This window comes from Gilliamella sp. A7, assembly GCF_002142015.1.
GTDB classification, from domain to species: domain Bacteria; phylum Pseudomonadota; class Gammaproteobacteria; order Enterobacterales; family Orbaceae; genus Gilliamella; species Gilliamella apis_A.
Genome location: NZ_NASN01000025.1, coordinates 13,309 through 33,379, shown reverse-complemented (window position 1 = coordinate 33,379; position 20,071 = coordinate 13,309). Strand labels below are relative to the sequence as shown.

The window sequence follows — 20,071 nt, the reverse complement described above, 5'->3', positions numbered from 1 at the left end:
ATTCAATAATAAGTTACATTTTAGCGAGATACAGCTAATCAATGATATAAGAACTTATAAAAATAATTTATACCATGTTGAAGGGAAAGAATACATGCAATCCATAATAACTTTGATAAATTGTAGAATAAATTTTATCGATTTTATCTGCTGCAGATAATTGACTAATAAACTTAAATTAATGAAATTTGAACAGCCATTTCTTGTTGAAGGCAAAGTTCAAATTATTTACCATAAATGGCATGTTATATACATGCCATAAGAAGTTAAATATGTTAAAATGCCCGCCTGTTGTCATAATCTAAATTGGCAAATTTTTAAATTCTCGATAAATACCTCAATAAATTTTAAATTATTATAAATATTATGAATACATCATCCCCTACTATTGGATTTGTGAGCCTTGGTTGCCCTAAAAATTTAGTCGACTCAGAGCGAATTTTAACTGAATTACGTACACAGGGTTATCAAGTTGTACCTAGCTACGATAATGCAGATTTAGTTATTGTTAACACCTGTGGTTTTATTGATAGCGCAGTACAAGAATCATTAGAAGCCATTGGCGAAGCACTAAATGAAAATGGCAAAGTCATTGTGACTGGTTGTCTTGGCGCTAAAGAAGACCAAATTCGTGATGTACATCCTAAAGTTCTCGAAATATCAGGACCACACAGTTACGAGGCTGTACTTGAGCATGTTAATAAATATGCACCAAAACCTTCCTATAATCCGTTTACAAGTTTAGTGCCTGAACAAGGAATAAAACTAACACCAAAACATTATGCTTATTTGAAAATATCTGAAGGATGCAATCATAGTTGTTCATTCTGCATAATCCCTTCATTACGTGGAGAAATGATCAGTCGACCGATCGGTAATGTGCTTGATGAAGCAAAACGCTTGGTTGATGGTGGCGTGAAAGAATTATTAGTTATTGCCCAAGATACATCAGCTTATGGTATTGATATAAAAAACCGGACTAATTTTTGGAATGGCATGCCGTTAAAAACAGATATTCATACTCTTTGTGAACAATTATCTAGTCTTGGTATTTGGGTACGACTACATTATATGTATCCTTACCCTAGTGTGGATAATTTAATTCCTTTAATGGCTGATGGCAAAATCTTACCTTATTTAGATGTACCATTACAACATGCTAGCCCTACTGTATTAAAATCAATGAAGCGACCAGGTACAATTGAAAGAACACTTGAAAGAATTCATAAATGGCGAGATATTTGTCCAGAAATCACTCTACGTTCAACTTTTATTGTGGGTTATCCAGGCGAAACCGAACAAGATTTTGAATTACTACTTGATTTTTTATCTCAAGCACAATTAGATCGTGTCGGTTGTTTCCCATATAGCCCTGTAGAAGGCGCTGCAGCTAATCAATTAGCCAATCAGATACCTGAACATATAAAACAAGAACGTTTCCATCGTTTTATGCAATTACAACAGACAATCTCGACTCGTAAGCTACAAAACAAAATTGGTAAAACATTATCTGTCCTTATTGATGAAGTAGATGATGAAGGTGCAATTGGACGGAGTATGGCTGATGCACCAGAAATAGATGGTGTTGTCTATCTAAATGAAGAAAAAACAGTAAAAGTGGGCGATATTGTTCAGGTCAATATTGAACATTCAGATGAATACGATTTATGGGGAACTGTACAACAGTAAATATAATCAATGAAATTACATTATCGAAGTGAAATTAAAAATTTAATTACCTTGGCTATTCCAGTCATGATTGCCCAAATATCACAAACAGCAATAACGTTTGTTGATACAATTATGGCTGGCAATTACAGTAAAACAGCCTTATCTGGTGTCGCTATCGCGGTATCCATTTGGTTACCCACAGTTTTATTTGGGCAAGGGCTATTGACTGTATTAACCCCCATCATATCAAACTTAAATGGTGCAGCTAAACGTGAGCAAGTTGCCGATCATACACGACAAGGTGTGGTGATCGCATTAATTTTATCGGTGATCATAATGTTTACTCTATATCATTCAGATAAAATAATTGACTTAAGAAGCTCAGCAGATAATCCGATTGATCCTGACATGGTTGAAGTTGCTGTCTCTTTTTTACGTGCAATTATGTGGGGAGTGCCAGCTTTTCTTTTATTTTTAGTTTACCGCAATCAATGTGAAGGTTTATCTAACACAAAACCCGCCATGGTGATTATATTCATTGCTTTACTGGCCAATATTCCAATTAACTATGTCTTAATTTATGGTAAGTTAGGTTTCCCAGCTTATGGTGGTGTTGGTTGTGGTATTACTGCAGCAATAATTTTCTGGTTAATGTTTGGCTTGATCCGTGTATATACCTTAATTACCTCTAGCCAACGAGATATTAGGAAAACACCATTAACAAAACTTATTGATTTTTCAATCATCAAAAAAATAGTGGTGTTAGGAATGCCTTTAGCCCTTGCTTACTTTTTTGAAATGAGCTTATTTGCTGTCGTTGCCTTACTTATAGCTCCCCTAGGACAATTAACAGTGGCTGCACATCAAATTATCTTTACTATTAGTAGCTTAACATTTGCTATTCCATTATCTCTCGGTGTGGCGACCAGTATTCGTGTCGGTTATCTATTAGGAAAAGGTAAACCAAGTTTAGCTAAACAAACAGCGCTCATCAGTTTACTCATATCACTAGTCATTGCTGTTATTGTAGCGCTAATTTTAGTAGTATTTAGAACACCTATTATTACAATATTTACTAAAGAGACAGCGGTTATAGCTATTTGTCTACAACTCATCATCCTATTAGCTATTTACCAAGCTTCAGATTATTTACAAGTAGTGGCAAGTAATGTATTACGTGGTTATAAAGATACAAAAAGCATCTTTTTTATTACTTTATTGTCTTATTGGGTTGTTGGATTACCAGTTGGTTATATTCTAGGCTTAACAGATCTGGTAATGCAGCCAATTGGTGCTGCTGGATTTTGGATAGGGATTATATTAGGACTTGCTGTTGCTGCATTTCTGTTAATTGCGAGAATGGTTTATCTACAAAAGCAACCAACAGAAATAATATTAAAACGAGCTTCGCAATAATTTAATTAATATATCAAAGTAAATAAATAATTCAAATTATAGTCTTTTAATTTGATTAGATTAAAAAAGCCACCAATAAGGTGGCTTTTTACTATTAAAATAACTTTATTATTTTAATAAACTATTTGCTTGTTCTAGAACGTTTTCAACTGTGAAACCATATTTAGCAAATAATTGTTCTGCTGGACCTGACTCACCAAAACTAGTCATACCGATAATCTTACCATTCAGACCAACATATTTATACCAGTAGTCACTGATGCCAGCTTCAATAGCGACTCGTGCAGTGACTGACGATGGTAATACTGATTCTTTATAAGCTTGATCTTGTTTATCAAATGCATCGGTTGATGGCATTGAAACAACTCGTACTTTTTTACCTGCTTCAGTAAGTTTATGATAAGCCTCAACTGCTAGTTCGACTTCAGAACCAGTGGCAATTAAAATCAGTTCAGGAGTGCCATTACAATCATTTAAAATGTAGCCACCACGATAAACATTGGCTAATTGTTGTTCGGTGCGTTCTTGTTGTTTAAGATTTTGTCTAGAGAAAATTAACGCAGTTGGACCGTCTTTACGTTCAACAGCATATTGCCAAGCAATAGCAGATTCAACTTGGTCACAAGGACGCCAAGTACTTACGTTTGGTGTAACACGCAAGCTTGCCATTTGTTCTACAGGTTGGTGAGTTGGACCGTCCTCTCCTAAGCCAATTGAATCATGTGTGTAAACAAATAAAGAACGAATTTTCATTAATGCGGCCATACGGACTGCGTTACGAGCATACTCCATAAACATCAAGAAAGTTGCACCATAAGGAATAAAGCCGCCATGTAAAGCAATACCATTCATGATTGCAGACATACCAAATTCGCGGACACCATAATGAATGTAGTTACCATCTGGATTAGCTAAAATCTCTTTAGAGCCTGACCACATAGTTAAATTACTTGGTGCTAAGTCAGCTGAACCACCTAAAAATTCAGTTAACACTGGTGCAAAAGCTTCAATGGCATTTTGCGAAGCTTTACGGGTAGCAATTGTTGCTGGATTTGCTTGTAGCTTATTAACAAAATCTTTAGCAACTTGTTGCCAATTATTTGGTAAATCACCATCCATACGACGTTTGAATTCTTTTGCTAATTCTGGATAAGCTTTTGCATATGCATCAAAGCGAGCATTCCACTCATCTTCACGTTGTTTACCAGTAGCTTTTGCATCCCATGCATCATAATAATCTTTTGGAATTTCAAATGCAGGATATGACCAGCCTAGAGCTTTACGCGTTGCTTCTATTTCAGCATCGCCAAGTGGTGCGCCATGGCAATCATGACTTCCAGCTTTGTTTGGAGAACCAAAACCAATAACAGTCTTACACATTAATAATGATGGTTTATCAGTTACAGCTTGTGCTTGCTCGATAGCTTCAGCTAATGCCTTAGCATCATGACCGTCAATACCTTGGATTACATGCCAACCATATGCTTGAAAACGTTTAGCGGTATCGTCGGTAAACCAACCTTCAATTTCACCATCAATTGAAATACCATTATCATCATAAAAAGCAATTAATTTGCCTAATTTAAGTGTACCCGCTAATGAACATACTTCATGAGAAATCCCTTCCATCATACAGCCATCACCCATAAATACATAGGTATGGTGATCAACAATAGTATGAGCTGGTTTGTTAAATTGAGCAGCTAATGTTCTTTCAGCAATAGCCATACCGACAGCATTGGCAATACCTTGACCTAATGGGCCTGTTGTTGTTTCAATGCCCGGAAGATGTCCAAATTCTGGATGACCTGCGGTTTTAGCATTTAATTGACGAAAGTTTTTTATGTCATCAAGCGTTACGTTATAACCGGTCAAATGTAACAAGCTATAAATTAACATTGATGCATGACCATTTGATAATACAAATCGATCCCGATCAGCCCAATTAGGATTGGTAGGATTGTGTTTTAAAAATCCTCGCCAAAGGACTTCAGCCATGTCTGCCATCCCCATCGGCGCACCTGGATGGCCTGATTTCGCTTTTTGCACGCCATCCATGCTTAATGCTCTTATCGCATTGGCTAGTTCGCGGTGGGATAGTGTGGTTACATTCATGTTAATATTCTCCAAAAATATGTTTTAAATATTCATTGATTGTCTACAAGTAGCAGACAGATAAAACGCTTTCGTACCAAAACAAAAAAGGGGAATATATTCCCCCCTATTCTTTTAATTAAAGTAGTGCACTGATCATATCTTCTAGTTTACCCTGATCAACAGCGAATGCTCGTATGCCTTCCGCCAATTTTTCAACGGCCATAGCATCACTATTATGCTGCCATCTAAACTCAGCTTCAGTCATTAATGCTGGACGCTCAACTAAGGTTTGATTTGGATCTAATTTACGCACAACTGAGGCACTTGATTGTTGCATCTCAGATAATAAATTAGGCGAAATAGTTAAGCGATCACAACCAGCCAACGCTAAAATTTGATCAACTTGTCTAAAACTAGCCCCCATAACAATAGTTTTATAACCATGTTGTTTATAATAATTATAGATATTGCGTACTGATACTACACCAGGATCTTGGTCAGCGATATAAGGATCAATAGGCTTTTTGGCTTGATACCAATCATAAATACGACCAACAAATGGCGAAATTAGAAAAGCATTAATTTCAGCACAAGCACGCGCTTGAGCGAAAGAAAACAGTAAAGTTAAATTACAGTTAATCCCTTCTTTTTCTAAAACCTCAGCAGCTTTAATACCTTCCCATGTAGAAGCGATTTTAATCAGAATTTTTGATTTATCAATGCCTTTTTGTTTATAAAGCTCAACAATTCGGCGAGCTTTTTCAATACAGGCTTGGGTATCAAATGATAATCTTGCATCAACTTCAGTCGAGATTCGTCCTGGGATAGATTTTAAAATTTCTGCGCCAATATTTACCGCTACTTGGTCACAGGCATTAACCAATTGCTCGGCTTTACTACCACCTAGTTTTTTAGCTGTTTCAATAGCAGAATCAATTAAATAACGATATTGAGGAAGTTGAGCAGCTTTTAAAACAAGCGATGGATTAGTTGTTGCATCTTCAGGAGAAAACTGTTTAATTGAATCGATATCGCCAGTATCAGCAACCACTACGGTTAATTTTTTGAATTCATCTAATTGACTCATACTTCTATTTCCTCTACTACATGTTTTTTAAACATAGTTATAATAACATTTATTAAGTAATAAAACGACAAGGTTTCATCATTTCGGTTAAGGTCTTTTTGGCTAAAAATGAATAAGACCGATAAAACTACAATTGGATCTGAATAAACTATCGATTAAAACAAAAAACATTGATATTTCATAACCATTAACTAACTTTCTAGCACATAAAAATCAACAGGTAACTAATGTAACAAGTTGACTCTTGATGCTTGTTTAAGTATCTAATTCAATAGTTAGTCACTTTTTTAATTAAATTCAAACCAAAGACATCTTTTTATTACTTTTATCGGTTTTATGTATTTTTTTTAACACCAAAATGAACATAAGTTCATATTAATATCATTTGTAATTTTGAGATACAAATAAATTTAATTTTGTGACATAAGTCGCAAAAAAATAGCAAATAAAAGATAATTTAATTTTTAATGGCTGATAAAAAAGTGTATTCAACTCTAAAAAAAGCAAAAAGTTAAAATAATTTGGCAAAAATTAATCAAAGGTTAGATATTGATACTTTTGATACAATCAAATTAACCTTAGTCATTAATTGGTTGTATCAGATATTCTACTCAATCCATACATAGCTTGCATAAACGTCTAAATTACAACTTATACACGTTGAACACTGTTTTCCTGCACAAGTTAGTAAATCACGTTTAATTAATTTTATTAACCCTTTTTTAACCCAAAAATTCAGCATAGGTTCAACTGCGCTGGTAGACAAACGAAAGTGACGAGCCACATCTTGCAGATTTGCTCGTCCTTGTAACTGAATATAATCACGAACTGCGGTAATTAACATATCATTCAATATTTAACGTTAACCAATAATTTTATTCACAACAAGCTGAATGGTTATTGTGAGATCGTGGTTTTGGTAAGTAATATTGATTGAAGCAAGGTAAACGACCAAGTTTACGCATAACGATAACCATGAAAGTAATAAATCCTCCTATAGCTATCAACCAATAAGGCGCACATGAAGATTGACCTAATAAACTAAATTGGTAATAAATAGTCGCAGACAACCAACCTATAACAAAGGTCCAAATAGCTACAAATATCATCCATTTTAGCCCTGTTTCACGATAGATGGTGCCTAATGCTGCCGCACAAGGAGTATAAAGCAACACAAAAATAAGATAAGCAATAGCTGAAGATGATGTAACAAATGAACTACTTATTTTCGATACCGTAGCCGAGTCAACAGACAATTCATTTTGTAGACTGTTTTCATCTTGATTAATACTTGATAGACCTAGCGGATCAAAAATTGCGTTAGTTAAATCAATAAAATGATCTGGAATGGTTTCTAACGCTGACTTGATGCTATTATAAAAAGAAAAATGCTCCGGTTGTTCAGTTTGATGATCCATTGAATAGAGTGAATTTAAAGTTGCCACAACTGACTCTTTAGCAAATATCCCAGTAAAAATACCTACTGTCGCAGGCCAATTTTGCTTATCAATTCCCATAGGTGAAAATACAGGGGTAACTTTTTGTCCCATAACTGATAACACAGAGTGATTTGAATTTTCATTCCCAAATGAACCATCAGTTCCTAAGGAATTAAAGAAGCTAAGTACGGTTACCATAACGACAATGGCTTTTCCTGCTCGTAAAACAAAGCTTTTCAAACGTTGAAAAGTTATTCTCAACATACTTCGTAATGTCGGAATGCGATAAACAGGCATTTCCATAATAAATGGCGTTAATTTACCTTGTAACAGAGTACTTTTTAATATAAATCCCGTTAGCATCGCTACCAAAATACCTAGCAAATACAACATAAACACGATAATCGATGCATGATTAGGAAAAAATATCACAGCAAACAAGGCATAAATGGGTAATCGAGCACTGCAAGACATAAACGGAATTAAACAAATTGATAAGATACGATCACGAGGGCTATCAAGTGTCCTTGTTGCCATAATTGCTGGTACGCCACAACCAAAGCCCATTAACATAGGTACAAACGCTTTACCGGGTAAACCAATACATCGCATAAAACGATCAACAATCATCGCTGCTCGCGCTAAATAACCTGAATCTTCCAAAAAAGATAGCACAAAAAACATCGCCGTAATAACCGGTATAAAAGTCGATACCGTGGTGATGCCATTACCAACCCCATCAGCTAAAATAACCGTTAACCAAGTTGGTGTATCTAGCATATTTAAGAGATAAGTAAAGCCATTAACAAAAATGGTACTAAATATCCCTTCAAAAAAATCAACAAACACTGAACCAAAATTAATCGCAATAAAAAACATGCTATACATTGTGAGTAAAAAGAATGGAATACCAGTAAAACGCCCTAAAGCTAATTTATCCAATTTTTCAGTAAGATTAATATTGGCTTCTCTAGGCTTATCAATCACCATCTTGCAAACAGTATCAATCGTATCATAACGTGCACTTGCAAGTGCTACGTCAATCTGATTATCGAAATTGATAGACAATAAACAGCGACAAGCAGCTAACTTTTCGTTTTCTAAAAAATCCAAAGATTGATTTTCCCCATTAAGCAAGGCTTCAATTAACTGCCAACGATTAAATTGTTGTATCCGGCTGGTTGCAGGCAATTCGCCTAAATATCGGTTAAATACAGCTTGTGCATCACTACTTAACGTATCAATGGTTGGCATTGCAATCTTTAAATTCGATGTGCTAGCTTCAATTTGCTGATAAAATTTTGATAATCCGGTTTTTCTCGTAGATGAAATCGCAATAACCGGACAACCTAACGCTTTGGTTAATTTATCGATATTTAATCTTTCTCCCATAGCTTTAAGTGCATCAACCATATTAAGCACAATTATCATAGGTACTTGCATATCAATTAACTGAAATGTTAAATATAAACTACGTTGTAAATTTGTTGCATCAATAACATTAACTATTAAGCTATTGTTATCAGCTAATAGAAACTGCCGAGTAATAAATTCATCTTGAGCAATACCGATTGGATCTGACTCAACAGAGTAAGTTCCCGGTAAATCAACAATATCATAGTGGTTATTTTGATAAGCAAACGAACCAGATTTGTGCTCAACGGTTACCCCTGGCCAATTACCTACACGCTGTTTTGAACCAGTTAACAAATTAAATAATGTCGTTTTGCCACAATTGGGATTACCAACTAATGCAATTTTCATGCGACTACCTCAACTTCAATTGCAGCAGCTTCATGACGGCGTAAACACAGTAGAAAACCACGCAAATTAATTTCAATTGGATCACCTAATGGAGCGATTTGCATCACCGTCAACTTACATCCGGGTGTCATTCCCATAGCTAAAAGCTTTTGGCGAAAAGGCAAAGAGTCAGGTAACAGACGTTTAATAACAACTTCACGTCCTTGAGAAAGGCGATCAAGCGTAAATGCAGACATCATACTTCCTATCAAATAAGGTTGTATTTTAAAAAATGACAGTATTTTAAAAGATAATCATTCGCATTTTTAGCGTTTAACTGCGAGCAAATTGCAAAAAAAATCCAAAATAAGTGAAAATTATTGCATAGATAGGAAAAAACGAATAAAGAGTTGATGAAATAAATAAAATTAGTGATAAAAATACGCCAAAACCCCATCTCCTCAACTTTTTTTAATTGTGAAAAATGCTTTTGTTAAAATACCTTCAAAATGGTTTTTAAATTTTTATACAAATGCTTAACCGCCATGATTGGATGATGGAGCATCATTCTTGGCCCTGCATAACGCATAACTTCTTTAATCTTCTGTTTGTAATCTTTACGATAACAATGTTTCGGACATTTTTCGCAGGTGGTTTTCTTTTCACCAAATCGGCACATAGTTAAGCGTTGCATGGCGTATTGTAAGAGATCACTACATTCAGCACATAGTTGTTTTTTAGGAGTATGGTGTTTTTGGTGACAATATAGGTGTATCATCACTTCTACGGTAACTTTTTCTTGAGTTATTTTCGGACCAGTATTGTTTGCAACCATAATCAAATATATGCTAGTTAAAAAGATGATAGAATACAGAATTAGTTATTATGATCACAAGGATTTTGGTTAATGGCAAGAATTATCAATAAAGATACTATTGTTTGTATGTCACTTTCAGCAAGACCAAGTAATTTTGGTACTCGTTTTCACAATTTTTTATATGAAAAATTAGATTTAAATTATCTATATAAAGCTTTTACAACCAATAATTTAAAAGATGCTATTAATGGAATTAAAGCATTATCAATTCGTGGTTGTGCTATCTCAATGCCTTATAAACAAGCGTGCATTGAATTTATTGATGAATTAGATGTTTCGGTACAATCAATTCAAGCGGTTAATACTATTGTTAATACCGATCACTATTTGAAGGCCTACAACACTGATTATATTGCTGTGGAAAAATTAATTAAGGCTAATCATATCTGTAATAACACACCATTTGTTTTAAAAGGTAGTGGTGGTATGGCCAATGCTGTAATTGGAGCGTTTTACGATGCCGGTTTTAAACATGGCATAGTCTGTGCTAGAAATCAGCAAAAAGGGGAAGCTTTAGCTGAGCGTTATCATTACCAATGGCAAAAAGATGAATCTAACATTACACCGGAACAAGCAAAATTGATTATCAATGTGACGCCAATTGGTATGCAAGGCGGTAGCGAAGCGAACCAACTGGCATTTAGTGAAACAATAATTAATCATGCCGATATTGTTTTCGATGTTGTTGCCTTACCTGTTGAAACACCACTTATAAAATATGCCAAAAACTTAAATAAAACGATTATTTCTGGTGCTGATGTCGCCGTTTTACAAGCAGTTGAGCAATTTATTTTATATACTGGCGTTACCCCTAACGAAGAATTGATCCAACAAGCAGGTGAATTCGCCAGACAAGGTTAATCACAATATAAAATTACTCTAAAATGGATTTTTAAATGACCAGAATGTGAAGGTTAAGAACATTACAAAGAATTTATAATAGAATTAAGTTAACATGTTAAACAAGGACGTTTAACAAAATTGTAATTTGTCTAGAACAATAACCACTAACGAGTTAAAACTAAACGATAAAAAAGCCGCCATAAGCCAATCATTTTATGTTAGTAACTTGTGACAAATATTTTGACAAAACTTGTCTATACGAGAAAACAAAAGACGTTTTAGAAAATATTTCAGAATGATAATAGTGATTGATAAAATGGCCTTATTTAAACATATTTAGATCAAAGGCTAGAAACAACATAAAAAATTAAAATTCTCTCCCAAAAACAACAAAATTAAAAATTTTAGAAAAAGTTATAGATAAAAGTTTAAGCGTTTGGAAACTTGCTCAAATCTAACAATTTTGACGGTTAATAATTTAAATGATGGTTCAAAAAAAGTATTTAAAATCTTTAATAAGATCTTTACCTGCTTGATTAATATCAACCAAGTTAGGCATTGCTTTACGCCCTCTTTTCTGTTTTTTGACTGCTGCTATAGCTAGATTGGCAAACAATATCGTTTTCGCTAACGGCCAACCATAGCTGATACCATAAGTAAAAGCCCCTTGGAAAATATCATTTTCAGTGATGTTATCAGCCGTTTGTTTATTAAAGCCCGGGATTATCACAACTTGTTGACGATCCAGATATACGCAATCTTTATTATTCATACGAATAATAATTTTACCGTTAGTTAAATTGCGTAATTTTTTCAATGCATTTTTGATCTTATCGCTATCATGGAAAGTTTTTAATTTGACAAAAGCACTAGCAAATTGCTCTGTTACAATTAAATAATCAGCATGTTGAGCTAAGTACAGACTATTAGCTGATAGATTATCAACACTCATAATCACTTTGACTTTAGGCAAATGTTCAATTAAGTACTCACCCAATTCTGCCTCATAGCCATCAGCTAACATAACTATCTCGTGTTTATTTTCACTAATGGTCCGTATAAAGTGAGCTAATTTATTTTTTTCAGCTGTTGTCAATTTAGGAGGCTGTATTAAACGATGAGATATAATAGTATAGCTATTATTTTTCTCATCTACGGTGATAGCTTCTAATGGCGTGATCATTTTCTCTGAAAAGATAAATTGCCGTGTATTAACGCCAATATTAGCAAGTTCTGTCTCAATTTGATTGCCATAATTATCATTATTGAGATGACCAATATGATAAATATCTTCTCCCCATAGCGCTAATAAATATGCCGTATTAGCACACGATCCACCACCACAACGAACAAAATTATCTGAGGTAATTGAACCGTTTTGTTCCAAACTAGGTGAAGTGAAACACAATAAATCTAAACAAGCAAAACCAACGGTAAGTATTGTCATCATTTATCCTTAATAAATTATGTAATTTAAAAAAAACAAATATTGAAAATAAATTAACTTAGCGATTTTGAACGTAATTGTGCTATTGATTACTACTAAATAAGAGAGAAAAAAAAAGCAATAAGGGAAGTAATCTTATTGCTTCAAAATCATACAACAATGCCAACAAAGATCTTTTGGATATGAAAATCTAAACTTTGACAACTTGATCACTTAACTGTTCCAATTAAAGATCGGTTACATAATATGCTAATTAATACCATTTGATAAGTATTAAATGAATTTTTTTTGAAAAAAAACTATTACAATCATAGTAATAACTATTTTTTACTGACTTTTACCTATGATATATAATAATAATTTTTACATAATTTGATTTAACTTATGATATACATCTAAAAGCTTTTGATGCATAGCAAATTTATCCATTAGACTATTAGTTTCTGAAACTGAGTGTTCAAAATCAGTTAAACCAAAGAATTGCTTTTTCGCAGTTGCATACAACCACATTTCAGCTACACAAGTATTGCCATACATTCTATTAAAAGCAGGTAGATAATCATTAAATTGGTTCGCACCACGTTCAATAATAAAATTAACTAAGGTTTGTAAACAACGATAGGCATGATTACGTTCAGCACTAAAGATTGATTCATTCATTTCAATAGTCCAATCAATCCATGATTTAGCTTGAGGTAAATCCCCCGCCGCTAACGCCAACATAGCCTTTAATTCGCCAACTCTCAAAGTTAACCATGCATTATCTTTACCTGTTGCAATACCTAGTAATTCACGGACTCGAGCAAAATCATCTAAACCTTCCTCATCAAACTGCTCAATAATGGCTAGTAATTGCTTGTTAGTATGTTTTTGATAAGGAAGCGACAAAATCAGCTCACGAAGATGAATTGCCATATTGTTATTTGCTATTAACAGATCCTCTGGCGGATAAATTTCTGACATACCAACAGCTAAAATCCGACAAGCATAAACCCCAAGATGCTGATAATCCATTATTAATACTTCAATTTGGTAACGATCAAAAATCGCCATTAAGTTGGCAAACTCTTGCTCGGTTGTACCAGAAAAATCCCAATCAACAAATTCATAATCAGATTTTTTATTAAAAAGATCCCATGAAATTAAGCCACTAGAATCAATAAAATGCGTTTCTAAATTACTTAAATCAGCAACATCATCATTATCAAAACTTGGTGGTGAAAATACATCAAGATCGTTAAGACTTCGACCTTGTAGTAGTTCAGTCACCGTTCGTTCAAACGCTACGCCAAAATTAGGATGGGCGCCGAATGAAGCATAACAGGTACCATTTTTAGGGTTAAATAATACAACACAAATTACCGGAAATTCGCCAGCTAATGATGCATCAAAGCAGTAAATCGGAAAACCTTCCTTTTCAAGCGTTTCAATAGCAGCTAATACAGCTGGATAACGATTAATTACAGTTTCAGGTATTGTTGGCAAGCTAATTGCTTCAGCAATAATTTTGTTTTTAGTATAACGTTCAAATATTTCAGATAAGGCTTGAACTCGCGCCTCATTTGGGGTATTGCCTGCTGACATACCATTTGATGCATATAAGTTAGCAATTAAATTCACTGGTACATAAATGGTTTTGCCATCAGATTGTTGAACAAATGGCAAAGCACAAATACCTCGCTCACCATTGCTAGACTGTAAATCAATGAGATCCGTTGCCGTTAATTCCTGATCAGGATCATAAAAATTCAGTAACTTTTGTGATAATAAACCTTTGGGTAAACGATTGTCATCAGGAATTGCAAACCATTTTTCCGATGGATAGTGAACAAATTCACTATTAGCGACTTTATCACCTAAATAAAAGTCAGAAAAAAAGTAGTTAGTTGAAAGTCTCTCAAAATATTCACCTAAAGCAGAAGCTAACGCCGCTTTTTTACTGGCACCCTTGCCATTAGCAAAGCATAGTGGACATTTTGTATTTTGAATATGTACCGACCAAACATTAGGAACTGGATTGAGCCAAGATGCCTCTTCAACGGCCAAATCATATTTATCTAGTTGTTGTCTAAAATAGTTAATGGAATCTTCAAGTGCTGCATCTTTACCGGGAATAAATGTTTTCATATTGAATTTTTTTAAAACCTTTTTAAAAATAACGTTGATTTATGGATTTATTTGCTATTAAATGTATCGGTTTTTTGATCAAAGTCAAAGTAATTAAATAAGTAAAACTTAATTAAGGAAATAAAATGAAAAAAATTATAAATACTGATGGTCTATCTTTCAAAGACTTTTTCTTTTTCGACAAAATGTTTACTCCGGCATTTTTAACTGTAATATATTGGATAAGTTTAGTTTTTATAGCAATTTCAGGACTATTCGTTATATTCACCAGCGCTTTATTAATACGTTATAGTTTTGGTTCAGCACTACTAGGTATACTAAGCGGCATTATAGCCATCGTTGGCGGTGCTATATTTACCCGTATCGGATATGAATTAATTTGCGTTCTATTCAATATTAACCGAAATATCGAAAAATTAGCTTTGACTAAATCAACTGACGATAATGAATTGGCTAAATCAACTGACGATAATGAATAAATATTACGCTAAAAAAGTGGGGGAATAACCCCCCACTATAAAAATATTACCATGTTTTATTGATAAATCTTTAAACTAGGGATTATTCTTTCGCATTTAATGGCCATCTCGGTTTAACTTCAATGGCTAGATCGGCAAATTGTGATGCTTTAAGATGAATCATACCGGCATAAGCTATCATCGCACCATTATCAGTACAAAATTCTAATCGAGGATAATAAACTTGTCCTTTACGTTGAGTCATAAGTTTGGCAAGTTGACGACGTAAAGTTTTATTAGCACTCACTCCACCAGCAATAACCAAACGATTAAAACCAGTTTGCTCTAAAGCTCGACGAGACTTTATTAACAAAGTATCAACTAAAGCATCTTCAAAAGCTTTGGCTATATCCGCTCTGGTTTGTTCGTCAAGCTCCTGATCTTGGCTCTGTTGATGGATGGTATTTGCAGCGGCTGTTTTAAGTCCTGAAAAGCTAAAATCTAAGCCAGGTCTATCAGTCATCGGTCGGGGAAAACGGAACCGTGTGGCATCACCAAGTTCAGCTAATCTCGATAATTTGGCTCCCCCGGGATAATCAAGCCCTAACAATTTAGCAGTTTTATCAAATGCTTCTCCTGCTGCATCATCAATTGACTCACCAAGTAATTGATATTGGCCCACTCCAGTTACTTTTATTAACTGAGTATGTCCGCCTGACACTAATAAAGCCACAAAGGGGAACTCAGGTGGGTTATCTTCTAGCATAGGAGCTAACAAGTGGCCTTCCATATGATGAACCGCAACGGCTGGTACATCCCAAGCATACGCCAGTGATCGTCCAATAGAGGCACCAACCATTAAAGCGCCAATCAAACCAGGGCCTGCTGTATACGCCACTCCATCAATATCACTGGCACTTAAATTAGCCTCTTGCAGCGCAGCTTGTATCAATGGCACCGTTTTACGAATGTGATCTCGAGAAGCCAGTTCAGGCACAACTCCGCCATAATCGGCGTGTAATTTAATTTGTGAATAAAGTTGATTAGCAATAAGTCCTTGCTTGTCATCATAAATGGCAATACCAGTTTCATCACACGATGTTTCAATACCTAAAATCTTCATTAATGTTTACTCACTAAATCGGCAAGATCATCTTCACTCCAAAGATCTTGTTCACTCAGCTCTTTATCCACAATACGATGTTCCTCAGCTGCCCAATCGCCTAAGTCAATTAATTGACAGCGTTTACTACAAAATGGTCGAAAGAAACTCTTTTCAGACCATTCGACATTTTTTTGACAGGTTGGACACTTTACAATAGTAACTGTATTTTTATTCATCTAAACACTCTTAAATTAATTGGGCTAACAACATGCAAGTTCAAATTCAATTGCATCAATATTACTATTATCGCCACCATAAAGGGGTAAAAAACGAATACTATAACGAGACATATGACCAGAAACTTGTGGATAAACATTTTTCTCGAAAGCAACACGAATTCGAATCAAATTAACATCACCATTAGTTTCTTGAAAAAAATTATTGGTACAAGTAAAAGTTTTAAATTCACCTAATTGCCTAATAAACTGTAAACATGCTTTTAACGTTTCATCCAGTATCGCAATATTCTGTAACCAGTTATCAACCTGCATATTACGTTTTTCTTGTGGTTGATTTAACCACAAATGGAAAGATGGTAAATCAAAGCTACAACATCCACCAGGAATCATCAAACGTTGACGAATTGCCATGATAAATCGATCATCTTTTAATGATTGTCCCAAACGTGAACTCGAATTAAATTTAGTCAAAAAAAGATCATATTTGTTAATCATGTTACCAAGCAATTCTTTATCAACACCATCAATATCAATCCAAGAAAGTAGTCTTTGTTTTTGCGATTCAATCTCTTTGATTAAATCCCCTTTGACATCATTTCGTTCAATAATTTCTAATAATTCAGATAAAGCATGAAAAAACAATAAAGCATTATTTTGCTCAAAATGGTGATGCGTATTTAATTGATTAAGTAAAAATTCAAGCCGTAACCAAGTACGCATTTTTTCATTTAATGGATGTTCAAAAACAATGTTATTCATAGCTATTCTTAACTTTAGAGTTATGCAAATATTGTTTATGTAAATCATCTATTTGCATTTTTAATGACGCCAAATTACCGTCATTAATAATAATATCATCAGCAAATGCCAAACGATCGCTTAATGAAATTTGTGAATCAATCATTCTCTTGGCTAATGATTCACTGATTTTATCACGATCAATTAGGCGCCCTAATTGTAATGCCTCTGGAGTATCAATTATTAACACCCGATCAGCTAATCGATGTAGATTATTTTCAATTAATAATGGTACGACCCAAATAATATATGGTGCTGTTTGTTTTGCAATTTGCTGTTGGGTTTCTTGTGCAATAATCGGATGTAATAAATTGTTTAACCATAACCGTTCATGATCATTATTAAAAATAATTTCTCTTAATTGACTTCGATCTAACTCACCATTTTCTAACAAGATCTCTTGACTAAAATGTTTTACAATTTGCGTTAATGCAGATGATCCTACAGCAACCACTTGTCGAGCAATTACATCCGCATCAATAATCGGTACACCTAATTGTGCAAATAGATTGGCAATGGTACTTTTACCACTGGCAATGCCTCCACTAAGTGCAACAATATAAGACATATATTACTTCCAACAAATAATCATTTTAGAATAATTATATCATACAACTATTCAACAGAATACATGGCAATAAACGGCTAATTAAGTCATTAAATTTACGTTATATATAACTTTATTACTAATATATATTGCTTTTAGCATAATATTATTTTGTAAAATAGTTTTATGAAACTTTCCCATACTATTATATGATTTATATCGAAAATCTAACTTTTTATTGGCACTTTTATCCACTATTCATAAAAAAAATAGATAAAACAGTTGTTTTGTTTTTTTAGCTGTATATAATCACATGTATCTGTATATAAAAACAGGAATTCGCCATGAGGCCATTAACCGAACGCCAACAACAAATTTATGATTTAATAAAAGAAAATATTCAAACCACCGGAATGCCACCAACTAGAGCAGAAATAGCTCAAAAATTAGGCTTTCGTTCAGCTAATGCAGCTGAAGAACACCTTAAAGCTTTAGCTAAAAAAGGGGCTATCGAAATGATTGCCGGTTCATCACGTGGAATTCGTTTGTTATTAGAACAACCTGATGATAGCAATGAATTTGAAGGTTTACCACTAATTGGTAAGGTCGCTGCAGGCTCACCAATCTTAGCGCAAGAACATATCGAAAGCCATTACCAAGTATCGCCAAGTTTATTTAAACCTCAAGCCGATTTTTTATTAAGAGTTGAGGGTATGTCGATGAAAGATATTGGTATATTAGATGGTGATTTATTAGCAGTTCACAAAACGCAAAATGTTAAAAATGGCCAAGTTGTTGTCGCGCGAATTGATGATGAAGTAACTGTTAAAAGATTATCGCAAAAAGGTCGTCACGTTAAATTATTAGCTGAAAATGCTGAGTTTGATCCAATTGATGTCGACTTAGAACAACAAAGTTTTGCGATTGAAGGAATTGCTGTTGGTATTATTCGTAATGGTTCATGGATGTAAATTTAAAGATAGTATAGAATACTAAGTACTATTGCTTAGGAGTTAACCATATGTGGCTATTTTGGTTGTATGAATCATTGGGATTTGTTGGCGTTATACTATTAATTTTTGCTTATTGCCATTTCAGTAAAAAAGGTTTTTGGTCTTTCTTATGGCGTAATTTGAAATGGGTCGCATGGAGCGTTGTTGGTGTTTGGCTATTAATTGCTATACTTTGCCGGGGCGATTTATATAATGCAGCCCGTTGTTATTTCCGTGGCGAAAGTATGCATGCAAATACCAAATACTCAATCTTTTGGAGTGAATGTCAAATCGAAACAACAAATGGTAGTTATTTACCTATTGATCGTACTCGTGCATTACCAGGTTCAAAAGATCATGACAGCAATGATAATGGAATTCCTGCTGATAATTTAATTAATTAGTTTAATTCAAATATCTACAGGCAATATTGAATATTGCCTGTTACTATTTTAACAAGTCTTTGAATTAGTAACATTCATATAAAACAAGTAATGTTTTTCAAGTTGTCTAAAACCAAAAATCAAAACAAAACTTACACATAAATAGATCACCGCCGCAATACCAAAAGCATGGAACGGTTGATAAGTTTCGGCATAGATATCACGTGCGATTTTCATCACATCTTGAACCGTTACCGTAAAAGCTAAAGCTGTCGAATGCAACATAAAAATGACTTCATTACTATAAGCTGGTAATGCAATTCGGAAAGCTCTGGGTAAAATAATGTATCGATATAATTGGCAACGGTTAAAACCAAGTGCCGTAGCTGCTTCAATTTCACCAGTAGGAACGTTGCGAATAGCACCAGCAAAAACCTCTGTAGTATAAGCACAAGTATTTAAAGCAAAGGCTAAAATTGTACAATTTAATCCACTTTGGAAAAAGTCATTTAAAGATTGATGTTGATTAACAAAACTTAATGTATATATACCCGTGTAGATAATTAATAACTGTACATATAATGGCGTTCCACGAAAAACATAAGTAAATAGCCAAATAGGCCATTTTATAAAAAAATATTTTGAATTACGGCCAACCGCTAACACTAATGCAAATAATCCACCTAAAGATACGGATAAAATCAAGATCCACAAGGTCATTGCTAACCCAGTAATATGATAGCCATCTGACCATAATAGTGCTTTCCAATAATCTTGAAGGATTTCTAACATAACATTGCTC

The 20,071-nt window shown here is 34.1% G+C and carries 19 protein-coding genes; 6 read left to right on the top strand and 13 right to left on the bottom strand.

Annotated features, from left to right (window positions below; translation table 11 throughout):
• Nucleotides 1-366: 366 nt before the first annotated feature.
• Nucleotides 367-1,689 carry a 30S ribosomal protein S12 methylthiotransferase RimO gene (gene rimO / locus B6D18_RS07675; protein ID WP_086363918.1) on the top strand — a complete coding sequence of 441 codons (1,323 nt, stop codon included), beginning with the start codon at nucleotides 367-369 and terminating at the stop codon, nucleotides 1,687-1,689.
• A 9-nt stretch (nucleotides 1,690-1,698) separates the two neighbouring features.
• On the top strand, nucleotides 1,699-3,087 hold the full coding sequence (locus B6D18_RS07670; protein ID WP_086363917.1) for an MATE family efflux transporter: 1,389 nt from the start codon (nucleotides 1,699-1,701) through the stop codon (nucleotides 3,085-3,087).
• Nucleotides 3,088-3,195: 108 nt separating this feature from the next.
• Here the strand turns inward: B6D18_RS07670 and tkt are convergent, their stop codons facing one another.
• The 6 genes from tkt to B6D18_RS07640 form a co-directional block, all read right to left on the bottom strand.
• Complete coding sequence (tkt, locus tag B6D18_RS07665; protein WP_086363916.1) at nucleotides 3,196-5,202, bottom strand: transketolase; 2,007 nt, start codon at nucleotides 5,200-5,202, stop codon at nucleotides 3,196-3,198.
• Between the two features lie 118 nt (nucleotides 5,203-5,320).
• Complete coding sequence (gene tal / locus B6D18_RS07660; protein WP_086363915.1) at nucleotides 5,321-6,271, bottom strand: transaldolase; 951 nt, start codon at nucleotides 6,269-6,271, stop codon at nucleotides 5,321-5,323.
• Nucleotides 6,272-6,878: 607 nt separating this feature from the next.
• On the bottom strand, nucleotides 6,879-7,115 hold the full coding sequence (locus B6D18_RS07655; protein ID WP_086363914.1) for a FeoC-like transcriptional regulator: 237 nt from the start codon (nucleotides 7,113-7,115) through the stop codon (nucleotides 6,879-6,881).
• A gap of 31 nt (nucleotides 7,116-7,146) precedes the next feature.
• Nucleotides 7,147-9,474: a Fe(2+) transporter permease subunit FeoB gene (gene feoB / locus B6D18_RS07650; RefSeq protein ID WP_086363913.1), complete on the bottom strand. Its 2,328-nt coding sequence runs from the start codon at nucleotides 9,472-9,474 to the stop codon at nucleotides 7,147-7,149.
• Nucleotides 9,471-9,710, bottom strand: coding sequence for a FeoA family protein (locus B6D18_RS07645; RefSeq protein ID WP_086363912.1), 240 nt, complete (start codon nucleotides 9,708-9,710; stop codon nucleotides 9,471-9,473). The genes feoB and B6D18_RS07645 overlap by 4 nt, the downstream gene beginning before the upstream one ends.
• A gap of 236 nt (nucleotides 9,711-9,946) precedes the next feature.
• Nucleotides 9,947-10,288 (bottom strand): nitrous oxide-stimulated promoter family protein, encoded by a 342-nt coding sequence (locus B6D18_RS07640; RefSeq protein ID WP_086363911.1) that lies wholly within the window; start codon nucleotides 10,286-10,288, stop codon nucleotides 9,947-9,949.
• Between the two features lie 72 nt (nucleotides 10,289-10,360).
• Here B6D18_RS07640 and B6D18_RS07635 point away from each other — a divergent pair, with 72 nt between their 5' ends.
• A complete protein-coding gene (locus B6D18_RS07635) occupies nucleotides 10,361-11,191 on the top strand; it encodes a shikimate 5-dehydrogenase (protein WP_086363910.1) in 831 nt (276 codons plus the stop codon).
• Between the two features lie 472 nt (nucleotides 11,192-11,663).
• On the opposite strand, the gene B6D18_RS07630 is transcribed toward B6D18_RS07635, so the two are convergent.
• Both B6D18_RS07630 and ycaO read right to left on the bottom strand, forming a co-directional pair.
• Nucleotides 11,664-12,620: a carbohydrate kinase family protein gene (locus B6D18_RS07630; RefSeq protein ID WP_158092543.1), complete on the bottom strand. Its 957-nt coding sequence runs from the start codon at nucleotides 12,618-12,620 to the stop codon at nucleotides 11,664-11,666.
• 363 nt (nucleotides 12,621-12,983) lie between these two features.
• Nucleotides 12,984-14,747: a 30S ribosomal protein S12 methylthiotransferase accessory factor YcaO gene (gene ycaO, locus B6D18_RS07625; protein WP_086363908.1), complete on the bottom strand. Its 1,764-nt coding sequence runs from the start codon at nucleotides 14,745-14,747 to the stop codon at nucleotides 12,984-12,986.
• A gap of 125 nt (nucleotides 14,748-14,872) precedes the next feature.
• On the opposite strand from ycaO, the gene B6D18_RS07620 reads away from it, so the two are divergent.
• Complete coding sequence (locus B6D18_RS07620; protein ID WP_086363907.1) at nucleotides 14,873-15,226, top strand: DUF4282 domain-containing protein; 354 nt, start codon at nucleotides 14,873-14,875, stop codon at nucleotides 15,224-15,226.
• Nucleotides 15,227-15,308: 82 nt separating this feature from the next.
• Here the strand turns inward: B6D18_RS07620 and tsaD are convergent, their stop codons facing one another.
• From tsaD to coaE, 4 genes are read right to left on the bottom strand one after another with little or no spacing between them, the layout of a single operon-like run.
• On the bottom strand, nucleotides 15,309-16,328 hold the full coding sequence (gene tsaD / locus B6D18_RS07615) for a tRNA (adenosine(37)-N6)-threonylcarbamoyltransferase complex transferase subunit TsaD (protein WP_086363906.1): 1,020 nt from the start codon (nucleotides 16,326-16,328) through the stop codon (nucleotides 15,309-15,311).
• Nucleotides 16,328-16,546: a DNA gyrase inhibitor YacG gene (gene yacG / locus B6D18_RS07610; protein WP_086363905.1), complete on the bottom strand. Its 219-nt coding sequence runs from the start codon at nucleotides 16,544-16,546 to the stop codon at nucleotides 16,328-16,330. The genes tsaD and yacG overlap by 1 nt, the downstream gene beginning before the upstream one ends.
• A gap of 24 nt (nucleotides 16,547-16,570) precedes the next feature.
• Nucleotides 16,571-17,308 (bottom strand): cell division protein ZapD, encoded by a 738-nt coding sequence (gene zapD / locus B6D18_RS07605; protein WP_158092542.1) that lies wholly within the window; start codon nucleotides 17,306-17,308, stop codon nucleotides 16,571-16,573.
• The gene (gene coaE, locus B6D18_RS07600; RefSeq protein WP_086363903.1) at nucleotides 17,301-17,915 is read right to left on the bottom strand and encodes a dephospho-CoA kinase; all 615 of its coding nucleotides are present in this window, start codon (nucleotides 17,913-17,915) and stop codon (nucleotides 17,301-17,303) included. The genes zapD and coaE overlap by 8 nt, the downstream gene beginning before the upstream one ends.
• A gap of 323 nt (nucleotides 17,916-18,238) precedes the next feature.
• Here coaE and lexA point away from each other — a divergent pair, with 323 nt between their 5' ends.
• Together lexA and B6D18_RS07590 are read left to right on the top strand one after the other, a co-directional pair.
• Entirely contained in the window at nucleotides 18,239-18,865 is a 627-nt protein-coding gene (lexA, locus tag B6D18_RS07595; RefSeq protein ID WP_086363902.1) for a transcriptional repressor LexA, read from the top strand.
• Between the two features lie 50 nt (nucleotides 18,866-18,915).
• Complete coding sequence (locus B6D18_RS07590; RefSeq protein WP_086363901.1) at nucleotides 18,916-19,290, top strand: hypothetical protein; 375 nt, start codon at nucleotides 18,916-18,918, stop codon at nucleotides 19,288-19,290.
• Between the two features lie 48 nt (nucleotides 19,291-19,338).
• On the opposite strand, the gene hisM is transcribed toward B6D18_RS07590, so the two are convergent.
• Nucleotides 19,339-20,061 (bottom strand): histidine ABC transporter permease HisM, encoded by a 723-nt coding sequence (gene hisM / locus B6D18_RS07585; RefSeq protein WP_086363900.1) that lies wholly within the window; start codon nucleotides 20,059-20,061, stop codon nucleotides 19,339-19,341.
• Nucleotides 20,062-20,071: the final 10 nt, after the last annotated feature.

Coding starts and splice junctions, on each gene's coding strand:
- lexA (WP_086363902.1), top strand. CDS start 18,239: ATGAGGCCATTAACCGAACGCCAACAACAAATTTATGATTTAATAAAA.
- B6D18_RS07670 (WP_086363917.1), top strand. CDS start 1,699: ATGAAATTACATTATCGAAGTGAAATTAAAAATTTAATTACCTTGGCT.
- feoB (WP_086363913.1), bottom strand. CDS start 9,474: ATGAAAATTGCATTAGTTGGTAATCCCAATTGTGGCAAAACGACATTA.
- tal (WP_086363915.1), bottom strand. CDS start 6,271: ATGAGTCAATTAGATGAATTCAAAAAATTAACCGTAGTGGTTGCTGAT.
- tsaD (WP_086363906.1), bottom strand. CDS start 16,328: ATGAAGATTTTAGGTATTGAAACATCGTGTGATGAAACTGGTATTGCC.
- coaE (WP_086363903.1), bottom strand. CDS start 17,915: ATGTCTTATATTGTTGCACTTAGTGGAGGCATTGCCAGTGGTAAAAGT.
- B6D18_RS07655 (WP_086363914.1), bottom strand. CDS start 7,115: ATGTTAATTACCGCAGTTCGTGATTATATTCAGTTACAAGGACGAGCA.
- B6D18_RS07590 (WP_086363901.1), top strand. CDS start 18,916: ATGTGGCTATTTTGGTTGTATGAATCATTGGGATTTGTTGGCGTTATA.
- hisM (WP_086363900.1), bottom strand. CDS start 20,061: ATGTTAGAAATCCTTCAAGATTATTGGAAAGCACTATTATGGTCAGAT.
- zapD (WP_158092542.1), bottom strand. CDS start 17,308: ATGAATAACATTGTTTTTGAACATCCATTAAATGAAAAAATGCGTACT.
- B6D18_RS07635 (WP_086363910.1), top strand. CDS start 10,361: ATGGCAAGAATTATCAATAAAGATACTATTGTTTGTATGTCACTTTCA.
- B6D18_RS07630 (WP_158092543.1), bottom strand. CDS start 12,620: ATGACAATACTTACCGTTGGTTTTGCTTGTTTAGATTTATTGTGTTTC.
- tkt (WP_086363916.1), bottom strand. CDS start 5,202: ATGAATGTAACCACACTATCCCACCGCGAACTAGCCAATGCGATAAGA.
- rimO (WP_086363918.1), top strand. CDS start 367: ATGAATACATCATCCCCTACTATTGGATTTGTGAGCCTTGGTTGCCCT.
- B6D18_RS07620 (WP_086363907.1), top strand. CDS start 14,873: ATGAAAAAAATTATAAATACTGATGGTCTATCTTTCAAAGACTTTTTC.
- ycaO (WP_086363908.1), bottom strand. CDS start 14,747: ATGAAAACATTTATTCCCGGTAAAGATGCAGCACTTGAAGATTCCATT.
- B6D18_RS07640 (WP_086363911.1), bottom strand. CDS start 10,288: ATGGTTGCAAACAATACTGGTCCGAAAATAACTCAAGAAAAAGTTACC.
- B6D18_RS07645 (WP_086363912.1), bottom strand. CDS start 9,710: ATGTCTGCATTTACGCTTGATCGCCTTTCTCAAGGACGTGAAGTTGTT.
- yacG (WP_086363905.1), bottom strand. CDS start 16,546: ATGAATAAAAATACAGTTACTATTGTAAAGTGTCCAACCTGTCAAAAA.